The sequence below is a fragment of the Streptomyces sp. NPDC092045 genome (assembly GCF_044756005.1).
GTDB lineage: Bacteria > Actinomycetota > Actinomycetes > Streptomycetales > Streptomycetaceae > Streptomyces.
Map to the genome: position 1 here is coordinate 474,166 of NZ_JBIVSC010000005.1, position 12,596 is coordinate 486,761.

Annotated in this window: 7 protein-coding genes; 4 read left to right on the forward strand and 3 right to left on the reverse strand. The window is 74.8% G+C overall.

The annotated features are described in order from the left end of the window. Window positions 1-66 precede the first annotated feature (66 nt). On the forward strand, window positions 67-3,339 hold the full coding sequence (locus tag ACIQKA_RS18000; protein ID WP_402541476.1) for an ATP-binding protein: 3,273 nt from the start codon (window positions 67-69) through the stop codon (window positions 3,337-3,339). Here ACIQKA_RS18000 and ACIQKA_RS18005 read toward each other — a convergent pair. After that, a complete protein-coding gene (locus tag ACIQKA_RS18005) occupies window positions 3,326-5,536 on the reverse strand; it encodes a sigma-70 family RNA polymerase sigma factor (protein WP_402541478.1) in 2,211 nt (736 codons plus the stop codon). The two genes, ACIQKA_RS18000 and ACIQKA_RS18005, sit on opposite strands and share 14 nt — an antisense overlap. A 221-nt stretch (window positions 5,537-5,757) precedes the next feature. Then, complete coding sequence (locus tag ACIQKA_RS18010; RefSeq protein ID WP_391095225.1) at window positions 5,758-6,540, reverse strand: TetR family transcriptional regulator; 783 nt, start codon at window positions 6,538-6,540, stop codon at window positions 5,758-5,760. A gap of 353 nt (window positions 6,541-6,893) precedes the next feature. Here ACIQKA_RS18010 and ACIQKA_RS18015 point away from each other — a divergent pair, with 353 nt between their 5' ends. Both ACIQKA_RS18015 and ACIQKA_RS18020 read left to right on the forward strand, forming a co-directional pair. After that, complete coding sequence (locus tag ACIQKA_RS18015) at window positions 6,894-8,258, forward strand: NAD(P)/FAD-dependent oxidoreductase (RefSeq protein ID WP_402541479.1); 1,365 nt, start codon at window positions 6,894-6,896, stop codon at window positions 8,256-8,258. A gap of 106 nt (window positions 8,259-8,364) precedes the next feature. After that, entirely contained in the window at window positions 8,365-9,993 is a 1,629-nt protein-coding gene (locus tag ACIQKA_RS18020) for a SpoIIE family protein phosphatase (RefSeq protein ID WP_383149232.1), read from the forward strand. A 157-nt stretch (window positions 9,994-10,150) separates the two neighbouring features. On the opposite strand, the gene ACIQKA_RS18025 is transcribed toward ACIQKA_RS18020, so the two are convergent. Beyond that, a complete protein-coding gene (locus ACIQKA_RS18025; protein WP_383149230.1) occupies window positions 10,151-11,428 on the reverse strand; it encodes an MFS transporter in 1,278 nt (425 codons plus the stop codon). A 154-nt stretch (window positions 11,429-11,582) separates the two neighbouring features. Here ACIQKA_RS18025 and ACIQKA_RS18030 point away from each other — a divergent pair, with 154 nt between their 5' ends. Then, window positions 11,583-12,149, forward strand: a complete 567-nt coding sequence (locus ACIQKA_RS18030; RefSeq protein ID WP_376231076.1) for a MarR family winged helix-turn-helix transcriptional regulator — start codon at window positions 11,583-11,585, stop codon at window positions 12,147-12,149. Window positions 12,150-12,596: the final 447 nt, after the last annotated feature.

Sequence of the window (12,596 nt, forward strand, 5' to 3'; positions counted from 1 at the left end):
GCCCCCGCGGCCCGGCCCCGGGTAAACCCCGAGGCGCCCCCGCGCCCCGGCCGCCACAATGAACCGGTGCGGTACCTCATCCTCGGCACCACCGAGGCCCTTCGTCCCGACGGCACCCCCCTGCCCCTCGGCGGTGCCCGGCTGCGCGCGCTCCTCGCCGCGCTCGCCCTGCGCGGCGGACGGCCCGCCCCCGTCGGCGAACTCGCCGACGACGTGTACGGGGACGACCCGCCGCAGGACGCGCCCGCCGCCCTCCAGGCCCTGGTCGGCCGCCTCCGCCGGATCCTCGGCAGGGAGGCCGTCGCCTCCACCCCCGGCCCCGGCTACCGGCTCGTCGCCGGACCCGACGACATCGACCTGTACGTCTTCGAGCGCCGGGCCGCGGAGGCGGGCGCCCGCCTCGACGCCGGCGACCCCGACACCGCCGCCGCCCTCTTCGGGGAAGCCCTCGGCCTCTTCCGCGGGCCCGCCCTCGCCGACCTGCCCGACCCGGCGGGCGTCCGGCCCGAGGCCCAGCGGCTCGCCGCCCTGCGCCGCCGCGTCGAGGCGGACCTGCGCCGGGGCGCCACCGACGGACTCGTACCGGAACTGACCGAACTCACCACCACGTACCCGTACGACGAGACCTTCCACGCCCACCTCGTCCGCGCCCTGCGGGCCGAGGGCCGCCACGCCGACGCCCTCGCCGCCCACGAGACCGCCCGCCGCACCCTCGCGGACGCCCTCGGCACCGACCCCGGCCCCGAACTCACCGCCCTCCACCGCGAACTCCTCACGGGCCAGGCCCCGCCCCGCCCCGTACCGGCACCCACCTCCGCCGAGGGCCCCGCCGGCAACATCCGCCCCCGCCTCACCTCTTTCGTCGGCCGCGAGCCCGAACTCGACGCGCTCCGCGCCGACCTGGCGGGCTCCCGGCTCGTCACGCTCACCGGACCCGGCGGAAGCGGCAAGACGCGGCTCGCCGAGGAGGCCGCGCTGCGGGCCGAGGGGCCCGCCGCCTGGATCGCCGAACTCGCCCCGCTCGACGACCCCGAGGCCGTCCCCGGCGCCGTCCTCTCCGCGCTCCGCCTCCGCGAGACCACCCTGATCGCCCGCGACGGCGTCCCCCTCCAGAACGACCCCACCGCCCACCTCGTGGAACAGCTCGCCGACCGCCCGCTCCTCCTCGTCCTCGACAACTGCGAGCACGTGATCGACGCGGCCGCCGCCCTCGCCGAGACCCTCCTCACCCACTGCCCCCGGCTCCGCGTCCTCGCCACCAGCCGCGAACCCCTCGGCGTCCCCGGCGAGGCGGTCCGCCCCGTCGAACCCCTCCCGCCCGACCCCGCCCACCGCCTCTTCGTCGAACGCGCCCGCGCCGTACGCCCCTCCTTCGACCTCACCGGAGACGGCGGCGCGGCCGTCGACGAGATCTGCCGCCGCCTCGACGGCCTGCCGCTCGCCATCGAGCTCGCCGCCGCCCGCCTCCGCCTCCTCACCCCCCGCCAGATCGCGGACCGCCTCGACGACCGCTTCCGCCTCCTCACCTCCGGCTCCCGCACCGTCCTGCCCCGCCAGCAGACCCTGCGCGCGGTCGTCGACTGGTCCTGGGACCTCCTCGAACCGGACGAGCGCACCCTGCTCCGCCAGGTCTCGGTCTTCGCCGGCGGCTGGGACCTCGCCGCCGCCGAGGCGCTCTCCCCGCGCGCCGCCGACACCCTGGGCGCCCTGGTCGACAAGTCCCTCGTCGTCGCCGCCCCCGCCGAGGACGGCGAGATGCGCTACCGCCTCCTGGAGACCATCCACGAGTACGCGGCCGAGCGCGCCGCCGAGGTCCCCGACCTGCTCGCCGCCGCCGAGGCCGCCCACACCGCCCGCTTCACCGCCCTCGTCGAGGCCGCCGAGCCCGAGCTGCGCTCCGGCGGACAGCTCCCCTGGATCGACCGGCTCGAACGCGACCTCGACAACGTCCGCGCCGCCCTCCACCGCACCCTCGTCACCGCCCCCGACGAGCCCGCCGCCCTCCGGCTCGTCTTCGCCATGGGCTGGTTCTGGTGGCTGCGCAACCACCGCACCGAGGGCCTGTCCTGGACCGAGCGCGCCCTCGCCCTCGGCGAGGACCCGGAGGACCCCGAGGACCCGGCCGGCCCGGCCGATCCGCGGTACTGGCCGCGGATGCGCCTGCGGATGCTGTACTTCTTCCTCGCGATCGAGAACCACACGGCCTCGGAGCTCCGCGACGACCCCGAGGCCTTCGCCCTGATCCAGCGGGTGCGGTCCGCGTTCGGGGACGAGCCGGGACCCGAGGCCGCCCGCTTCCCCGGCCTCCTCTGGCCGTTCACCGCCGCCTTCACCGAGGAACCGGTCGAGCTGCGGGCCCTGCTCGACACCGCCCTCGCCAACTGCCGCCGCCACGGCGGCGACTGGGAGGTCGGCGTCACCCTCATGTTCCGCACGCACATGGTCGTCGACATGCCCGGCGGCCTCTCCGACGTGGACGAGGACCTGGCCGAGCTCCGCCTCATCGCCCGCCGGGTCGGCGACCGCTGGATGGGGGCGCAGATCGCCAGCGCGGCGGCCGAGGCCAACATGATGCGCGGCCGGTACGAGGAGGCCCGCGCGGACTACGAGGAGGCGCTCCGCCTCGCCCGCGAGGTGGGCGCCCACGCCGAGCTCCCCTTCCTCATCGCCCGCCTCGCCGAGATCTCCTACCGCTCCGGCGACATGGAGACCGCCGAGGAGGGCCTCGACGAGGCCGCGGCGGAGGCCGAACGCCACCACGTCAGGGACGCCCGGCCCTTCGTCGTCTTCCTGCGCGCCGCCATCGCCCTCCACCGGGGCGACACCGGGGCGGCCCGCGCCCACGCGGAGGAGGCCGGACGACTGGTCGAGGACGGGAACCCGCCGCCGCACTTCACGGCCGCGGTCCTCGGACTCGCCGCCCGCGTCGAGGCGTACGAGGGCGGGGGCGCCGCGGCCGTCGCCTCCGCCGTCGCCGCGCTGCACGCCGCGCGGGACGCCCAGTGCGCGGACCTCATCGCCGCGACGCTCGGCCAGGGGCTCGCGGTCGCCCTGTCCCGGGCGGACGAACCCGCCCCCGCCGCCGCGGTCCTGGCCGCCGTCGACGGCTGGCGCCGCGAACTGCCGCGCTCGGTACCGGAGCTGGAGGAGGCCGGTTCGGTGACGGCCCGCTCGCTCGCCGCCCTCGGCGCGCCGGGCCTCGCCGCCGCCCGGGAGGCGGGCGAGGGCCTGGACGTCGACGGGGTCCTGTGCCTCGTGAAGGACTCCTCGAAGGACCTCCCGAAGAACTTCCCCGAGGATCTTCCGGAGGACTTCCCGGAGGGCGTCAGGAGCAGCTGATCCGCGACTGCGCCCAGTCGGCGATCGCGGTCCGCCCCAGCGGCCCGGCCTCCTCGACCACGAGCCGGATCCTGGAGCGGCCGGTGATGTCGACGTGCACCGGGACCGGCGGGTCGCCCGCCCCGATCACCCCGGACCGCCAGAGCCGCTGCCCGTCCCCGTAGACGGAGAAGCGGACGCCGCCGAGGCCGAACAGGGCGCTCAGGTCGTCGACGCCGACCACCGCGTCGTACCGCGTGCACTGCCGGTTGAGGTCGATGACCAGCGAGGACGGCGCGTGGACGCTCACGCCGCGCGCGTACCGGGTGCCGCCGACGGAGAGGCCCCTGCGCTGCCACATGAAGCCGCTCTCGGCCATGGACACCTCGGGCCCGGTGCCGTCGCCGAAGATCCCGTAGTCCAGCTCGTCGACGGGATAGACGGCCGGCGGCGCGGGCGGGGGCGGCGGCTCGGGGCTGGGCGTCGGCTTCGGGGCCGGCCTGGGCGTCGGTTCCGGGGCGGGCTCCGGCGTCTCCTTCGGACCGGCGGACGGAGGGGCCGGGGGAACGGGCTCCGGGGGCGGTGCCGGGGACGGCGGCGCGGGGGGCGCCGGCGCCGGAGTGGGCTCCGGCGCACGCTTCTCCGGAGCGGGCGCGGACGTCGGCGCGGGCGCCGGGGCCTCCGCCTCGGCGGGCGGGGCCGGGGGGACGGGCTCCGCCGCCGGCTCCGCCGGGGGCGCGGGCTCCTGCGGCGCCACCGGGGTGACGACCGGCTGCGAGGGCTTGGGCGCGGCCACGGGCTCCGGGTCCCCGGCCATGGCCCAGACGAGCCCGGCCGCCGCGGCGACCGCCATGGCCGCCGCGATCCCGGCCTTGGCGGGGGTGCCGAGCCCCTCGGCGGCGGCGCCGCCCGGGGCGGCGCCCCCCGAGGACCCGGAGGCGGCCGCCGCCGCACCGGCCCCGGCAGCGGCGGCGGTGCCGCCCGCGACGACACCGGCCGCCTTGACCGCGTACCCGGCGGCGAACCAGCCGATGACGGCGACCGGCAGCAGCGCGGGGATCCCGGCGTTCACGTGCGCCAGCTCGCCGGCGGCGAGCCGGCACTTGGCACACTCCTCCAGGTGCTTGCGCAGCCCGCGCTCGGCCCGCATCCGCAGCCCGCCGCGCGCGTAGGCGCCGAGCCGGTCCGCGTACCGGGCGCAGTCGCCGCCCGCCGTCAGGGACTGGCTGACGTGCGCCTGGAGGTAGGCCTGCTTGAGCCCTTCGCGGGCCCGGCTGGCGAGCACGGCCGTGGCGTTGGCGGTCAGCCCGAAGAGCGGGGCGACCTCGCTCGGCGACTCCTCCTCGACGGTGGTGTGCCACAGCACGGCCTGCCACCGCTCGGGCAGCGAGCGGAAGGCCTGCATGGCGAGCGACTGCTCGGCCTCGTGCATGGCCAGGACGTCCGCGCCGAGGTCCAGCGTGTCCTGGTCGGAGACCTCGGAGGAGCGGGCGGCCTCCGCCGCGAACACCGCGAAGTCCTCGACGAGGTGCTCGCGCTTCTGCGTCCTGGCCCAGTTCGCCGCGACCCGCCGGACGGTGGTCATGAGGTAGGCGCGCACCGCCTGTTCGGGCCCGGCCCCGCCCCGTACGGCCTGGAGGGTGCGGGCGAACACCTCGGCGGTGAGGTCGTCGGCGGTGTGCGCGTCGCGGCAGCAGGTCCTGGCGTACCGGCGCACGGCCTCGGAGTGGCGGCGGAACAGCTCCTCGTACGCCGAGTCGTCGCCGTCCCGCATGAGCTGGACGAGGTCGGCGTCGGAGGGCGGCAGGTCGAGCGGCGGCGGAAGGATCCCGCCGGCCTCGCCCGCGTCCGTGCCCCCGGCGCCCGTCTCGATGGGACCGGCCCCGGCGTCCGCCTCGGTGGGACCGGCGCCGGCGAACCCGCCGCCACCAGAACCGTTTCCGCCGAAGGCGTCCCCACCGGCCCCGGACCCGTCGGTCGCCCCCGCGACGACCCCGGACCCCGCCCCGGCGGGCTTCCCCTCACGCTGCTGCGGAACGCTCGCGTCGAGCGGTTCGGCGTGCCCGGGCGGCCCCGGGGAGCCCGGGCACGCCGGAGGAGCACCGGCCCCGCCGGAGAGACCCGCCGGTCCGCCCTGACTCGGCACCTGCCGGGCGGGCAGGCCTCCGGTCCCCGCGCCGCCGCTTTTCAGCGGCTCGTCCCGACCCTCACCGCTCATCGCGGAAGCCCCCGTATGCATGCTCAGAACCGAACACCGGCCAAGCCTGCCACAGCGCGCGGGCACGCCGAAGCGCCGCGTCCACATACCACTCGTCCGGGGCGACTTCCCGTATCCGGGCGTAACCGCTCACACGTTCGTGTCATGCTCGTGGGTCCGCCCGGACCGCGGATCGCGTCACCGCTGTGAGGAACCGGGGGTCTCCACGAGGGACCGGATCCCTATCGGGAGCGCAGGCCCTCCAGGAGGATGTCCAGGAGCCGGGCCGAGGCCGCTGCCTGCTGCACCGCGTCCGGCAGGGCCGGCGCGGCGGTGGCGATGACGAGGAGGACGTCCGCCACGGTCACGTCCTTCCGCAGCTCACCCGCCTCCCGAGCCCGGTCGACCAGGCGCCCGACGACCTCCAGGAGCTCCGCGGCCCCCGCGTCGTCCCGCTCCTCGGCCGGCACGCCGCGCGGCGCGACCACCCGCGCGTCCGCCTGCCCGTCGCCCCGCTGGTACGGCACCCGGGCCGCTTCGTCCGCGTCGCCGGCGACGGCCGGCAGCACCGAGTCGTCCACGCGCACCCGCAGCACCTGCGGCGGCAGGAGCCGCCCCGCGCCCGAGGCCACCGAGGTCCGCAGGAACCGGGAGAGCGCCGACCACGGCTCCTCCTCCTGGCCGAGCGCCGCCCGCGCCTGCTCGGTCAGCCGCGCGGTCTCCTCCTCGGCTATCCGGCGCACCAGCACGTCCTTGCTGGGGAAGCGCCGGTAGACGGTGCCCACGCCCACGCGCGCGCGGCGCGCCACGTCCTCCATCGGAGCCCCGTAGCCGAGCTCGCCGAACACCTCGCGCGCGGCCCGCAGCACGTGCTCCAGGTTGCGCTGGGCGTCCACCCGCAGCGGTGCGGCCCTGCCGCCCGCCAGCGGTACGCCGTTGCGCCCGTCGGCGACGGACCCGGCGCGCGCGTCGTCGACGGCCACCGCCCCGGCGCCCGGCTGCCAGCGTGAATCCTGCATCTGCATAAGCGTTCCCCCGCTCATGATGTCTCCCCCCGGAGACTCCCCGCCCTGATACGGGGTTTCCGGCCGACGGGAGCTTCGGTCCACGCGCTCCCGTCCGACACCCCGACGAAGTACGAACATAGTTGAGTCGGAGTCAATTCAGAAGGGGGTGTTCCGCACGGTGCGCCCCCCGATCGGAGCAAGGCCCGGATCACTCCCGTTTCCCACCCCCCGCCGAACCCGCCCGGACGGACGTGACCTGGGCGGATCCCGACGCCCTCCCCGCGCGCGCCACCCCGCGCCTCCGTACCCGTCCGGTCACACAATTCGTCGAGCCTGTGGACAAACAACGGCCGGGGGTGCGTCATGGGACGGTGACCGAACCTGCGCGCATTCTTGTGGTCGGCGGTGGATACGTCGGCATGTACACCGCGCTGCGCCTCCAGCGGCAGCTCAGGGCGGAACTCCGATCCGGCGCCGCCGAGATCGTCGTGGTCACCCCCGAGCCGTACATGACGTACCAGCCGTTCCTGCCCGAGGCCGCGGCCGGCTCCATCTCCCCGCGCCACGTCGTCGTACCGCTGCGCCGCCTCCTCGACCGCTGCCGGATCCTCATCGGCGAGGTCCTGTCCGTCGAGCACGCCGAGCGGACCGCGACCCTCTCCACCCTCGCCACGGACGAGGAGGGCACGGGCCCGGTCGAGTTCGTCTACGACGAACTGGTCCTCGCCCCGGGCTCCGTCTCCCGCACCCTCCCGGTCCCCGGCCTGGCCGAGCACGGCATCGGCTTCAAGACCGTCGAGGAGGCCATCGGCCTGCGCAACCACGTCATCGAGCAGATGGACATCGCCTCCTCCACCCGCGACCCCGCGATCCGCGACGCCGCCCTCACCTTCGTCTTCGTCGGCGGCGGCTACGCGGGCGTGGAGGCCCTCGCCGAGCTGGAGGACATGGCCCGCTACACCGCGCGGTACTACCACAACATCAAGCCCGAGGACCTGCGCTGGGTCCTCGTCGAGGCCTCCGACCGGATCCTCCCCGAGGTCGGCGGGACGATGGGCCGGTACGCCGTCCGCGAGCTGCGCGGCCGGAACGTCGACGTGCGCCTGGAGACCCGGCTCGACTCCTGCGAGGACCGGGTCGCCGTCCTCAGCGACGGCACCCGGCTGCCCACCCGCACCGTCGTCTGGACCGCCGGCGTCCGGCCGGCCCCCCTCCTCGCCGCCACCGACCTGCCCCTGGACGAGCGCGGCCGGATCCGCTGCACCGCCCGGCTCTCCGTCGAAGGGGTCGAACACGCCTGGGCCGCCGGCGACGCCGCCGCCGTCCCCGACGTGACCCCGGGCCGACCCGGCCGGGAGTGCGCCCCCAACGCCCAGCACGCCGTCCGCCAGGCCCGGGTCCTCGCCGGGAACATCACCGCCACCCTGCGCGGACAGCCGCTCAAGGAGTACGCGCACGCGTACGCGGGCTCGGTCGCCTCCCTCGGCCTCCACAAGGGCGTCGCCCACGTCTACGGACGCAGACTCAAGGGATACCCGGCGTGGTTCATGCACCGGGCCTACCATCTGAGCCGGGTCCCCACCTTCAACCGGAAGGCCCGGGTCCTGGCCGAATGGACCTTGTCCGGCCTGTTCAAACGGGAGATCGTCTCCCTCGGATCGCTGGAACACCCCCGCGCCGAATTCGAACTCGCCGCCGCCCCGCCGCCCGCCGACGACGACAAGCCGTCGTCCTGACATCACTGTCCGTGCACTTGTCCACCCCGGACGTGTGACCATAGGTGGGCTCACACCTGCACAGCGTGACTCTGCACGGCACCGACACCACGAGGCATACAGATCCGTGAACTTCACCCGTTGGAGCGCCCGGCTCCCCGGCACACAGCGCCGCACGGCGCGGGGGACCGAAGGCTCCGTGCCCGCCGCCCGCGGTGAGCACGGGCAGTCGCCGGAGCGTCCGGCCGACGTCGCCGAGGACGTCCCCTCCCTGGAGGACTTCTCCGTGGGGGAGCTCCTCGGCCGCCTCCCCGGCCTGGTCGCGCTCGTGTACGGCCCGGAGCACCGCATCGCGTACGTCAACGACGCGTACGCCGCCGCCTTCGGCCCCCGCGTCCCCGGCGCCACCGTCGCCGAGACCTGCCCGGAGGCCGAGGACCTGGGCCTGCGGCCCCTCATGGACCAGGTCCTGCGCAGCGGCAAGCCCCGCACGGTCAAGTCCCGCCGCACCCGGGACGGCGGCTCGTACACGGTCACCTGCCTGCCCGTCGGCAGCCCCCGCCTCGACGGCGGCGTCCTCGTCCACGCGGCGGACGTCACCGACCACGCCGAGGCCGCCGAACGGCTGCGGGCCAGCGAGCGCAAGCACCGCGAGACCGCCGTCACCCTCCAGCGCTCCCTGCTCCCGCAGGACCTGGAGCAGCCCGACGACCTGCGGATCGCCGCCACCTACCAGCCCGGCGGCACCGACGCGGCCGTCGGCGGCGACTGGTACGACGTGATCACCCTCGGCGCCGGCCGCACCGCGCTCGTCATCGGCGACGTGATGGGCCGGGGCGTCCGCGCCGCCGCCGTCATGGGCCAGCTCCGCACCGCCGTCCGGGCGTACGCGCGCCTGGACCTGCCCCCGCACGAGGTGCTCCAGCTCCTCGACGGCCTCGCCGCCGAGATCGACGCCAGCCAGATCGCGACCTGCGTGTACGCGGTCCACGACCCCAACGAGGGCAAGCTGGTGTACGCCTCCGCGGGCCACCTCCCGATCCTCGTCCGGGACGAGGACGGCACGGTCCGCCAGGCCGACGACCCCACGGGCCCGCCGCTCGGCACCGGCGGCTGGCTGCACGCCTCGGGCTCCATCGCCCTGCCGCCCGGCTCCACCGCCGTCCTCTACACCGACGGCCTGGTGGAGCGGCGCCGCGAGGACATCGACGAGGGCGTCGCCGCGCTCGCCCGCGCCCTCTCCGGGGCGAGCGGCACTCCGCAGGTGGTCTGCGACCGGCTCCTGCGCTCCCTGGGGGTGACCGCCGACCACGACGACGACGTCGCCGTCCTGGTCGTCCAGCACCCCTCCCGGGCGGGAGCGGACGCGGAGCTGTTCCACAACGCGGCCCTGGAACTCCTCGGCGGGGTGGAGGCGGCTCCACGCGCGCGTGCCTTCGCCTCCGGGGTCCTCTCCAGCTGGCGCTTCCCGGTCGAGCTGCGGGACCTGGGGGTCCTGGCCACCAGCGAGCTGGTGGGGAACTCCCTCCAGCACGGCACCCCGCCCATGCGCCTGGGGCTCCGCCGCACCGACCGGCGCCTGATCATCGAGGTGACGGACGGGGACGACCACCTGCCGCGCCGCCGCAGGGCGGAAACGGAGGACGAGGCGGGTCGCGGGATCTCGATCATCGCGACGATCGCCTCGTCCTGGGGGAGCCGCCGCACACCGGGCGGCGGCAAAGCGGTCTGGTGCGAGTTCGCCCTGAAGGACTAGGGGGTGTCTTGCCGATCGTGCCGGGCTCGCGGTGTCCGGTGCCGCGCCTCGCCGCGTTGTCGTCGGTCGCCGACGCTCCGCGTCGACTCCCTCCTCCGCCTCGCGACGCACGGCACCGGACACCGCTCCCTGATCCGGCCCGATCGACAAGACACCCCTAGGGCGTCCCCACCGGCACGTTCTTCTCGCCCGGCTCGTGCCGGACGACGACCTTCGACGGCCTGAGGGCCAGAGAAGGCTGGTTCTGCTCGGGAGTGAGCTGCTTGCCGAGCCGGACGGCGAGGAAGGTGATCCCGAGCGAGAAGAGCACGAAGGTCACGATGTACGGACCGTGCAGCGCGGCCCCCATGGGCCCGCCCACGGCCGGACCGACGGCCAGCGCGAGCTGCTTCACCAGGGCGAAGGCCGAGTTGTACTGCCCGACCATCGACTCCGGCGCCAGATCGGCCACCAGCGGGGCCACGGTCGGCGACAGCATCGCCTCGCCGAGACCGAAGAGGGCGTACGTGGAGACGAAGGCCGCCGTCGCCATGGCCTGGCTGCCGTGCCCGAGGCCCGCGTACCCGGCGATGATCCACGCCAGGGTCCAGATCAGGCCCACGGCCGCGATGACCCGGGACCGCCGCCGGCGCTCGACGAACTTGAGCACCAGGAACTGGGCCAGCACGATCACCGCCGTGTTGGCGGCGAGCGCGAGCCCCAGCGCCGACGGCTGGATGCCGGCGGCCTCGGTGCCGTACGCGGCGAGGCCCGACTCGAACTGTCCGTAGCAGGCGAAGAAGAGGACGAAGCCGAGGACGCAGAGCTGCACCATCGCCTTGTGGCCGAGCAGCGCGCGGACGCCGCCGCTCCTGCCGGCGCCGGACGGGCGGGCGTCCTGGAGCGCGGGGGAGCCCGGCATCCGGACGGTCCCGACGATCCCGGCGAGCACCAGGAACATCGCGGCCTCGATCGAGAACAGCAGGATGAAGCTGCCCGGCCGGCTGGTGTCGACGAGCTGGCCGCCGATCAGGCCGCCGACGCCGAGACCCAGGTTCTGCAGGAAGAACTGCATGGCGAACGCCCGGGTGCGCCCGACGGGCGTCGAGCACCAGACGATCATCGTGGCGAGGGCGGGCTGGAGGACGGCCGTACCGGCGCCGAGCAGCGCCGCCGCCCCCACGGCCGCCGGCACGCTGGAGGCGAAGCCCATCCCCACCGCGCCCACGGCGGCGACGACCGAGGCCACGAGCAGCACGGGCACGGGCCCGCGCCGGTCGATGGCCCGCCCGCTGAAGGGCAGCACCACGAGCGCGGCCATGGCGAAGACGGCCAGGACGATGCCCGCCGTCGCCGCGCCCAGATCCCGCACCTGTGCCACGTACACATAGAGGTACGGCACGGTGAAGCCGAGTCCGAACGCGCTCAGCGCGCTGCCTGCCTGAATCCGGCGCATCTGCGCGCCCCTCGCCTCGGTCACACTCACCCACTTCGGTCGCGGGTTCAGGCCTGTAGCCCTGAACCCTGAAGACTTAAAAGCTAAAGTTAACATCTCAACTGTACACATGGAAGGACTTCAACGCCAACGGGGCCCGTGGAATACTCGTCCCATGCCCGAAAACCCCGAGCGGTCCGGCCCGCAGGCCCTCCAGGAGCCGAGCCTCGACGAGCAGATCGCCGCCTACCAGCGCGAGTTCCGCGACCTCGACCCCCAGGTCGAGAAGGTCGTCTCCGCCCTCGGCCGACTGAACCGACGGATGAACGTGGCGTACGGACGCCAGCTCGCCGACCTCGGCATCAGCAACGCCGAGTGGGAGGTCCTCAAGACGCTGGTCCTCTCCGGGGAGCCCTACCGGCTCGGCCCCGGAGAGCTGGCCAAGCGCCTCGGCCTCACCCCGGCGGCGATGACCCACCGCATCGACCGCATGGCGGGAGAGGGCCTGGTCACCCGCGACCGCGACGAGAACAACCGGGTCCGCGTGATCGTGGAGCTCACGGACGAGGGCCGCACGAAGTGGCTGGAGGCCATGCGCATGGCCACGGCCTTCGAAGAGGACCTCCTCCAGGACCTCAGCACGGAGGAGAAGGGCGTCCTCGGCGACGTCCTCATCCGTCTCCTCCGCCGCGTGGAGCACACCCAACCCGACGCCGGCGGCCGCCTGACGGACCTCGACTGAGGTCAGCGGGGAGGCGCGGAGGAGGGGGGTTGACACGCCCCTCCCGGATGCGTAGTGTCCTCCGAGTTGTCACGGAGCCGGAACGGTTCTGCGACAGCCACTCCCGCCGCTGATGCGGCACCTCTACTCAGCACGATCTCCCTCTCGGGAAGAATTTCGGCATGCCGAAATTCATTTCGAAAGACTCGATTATGAGTCGCCGGGGAAATCCGCTAGAGTTTGAGACGTCGGAACGGCCCAACAGCCGGAAAGACAACTCCCGCTGACCGGGAATCAGACGCCGAAAGGATCTGATAGAGTCGGAACCGCCGGAAGGGCCCGGAGCGAAAGCGAAGGGGCCGGAAAGCACCGAGGAAATCGGATCGGAAAGATCTGATAGAGTCGGAAACGCAAGACCGAAGGGAAAAGCCCGGAGGAAAGCCCGAGAGGGTGAGTACGAAGGAAGCG

What these genes read in the sequence shown, in the direction of transcription:
- ACIQKA_RS18005 (WP_402541478.1), bottom strand. Translation starts at nt 5,536, where the DNA reads ATGAGCGGTGAGGGTCGGGACGAGCCGCTGAAAAGCGGCGGCGCGGGG.
- ACIQKA_RS18010 (WP_391095225.1), bottom strand. Translation starts at nt 6,540, where the DNA reads ATGCAGATGCAGGATTCACGCTGGCAGCCGGGCGCCGGGGCGGTGGCC.
- ACIQKA_RS18025 (WP_383149230.1), bottom strand. Translation starts at nt 11,428, where the DNA reads ATGCGCCGGATTCAGGCAGGCAGCGCGCTGAGCGCGTTCGGACTCGGC.
- ACIQKA_RS18030 (WP_376231076.1), top strand. Translation starts at nt 11,583, where the DNA reads ATGCCCGAAAACCCCGAGCGGTCCGGCCCGCAGGCCCTCCAGGAGCCG.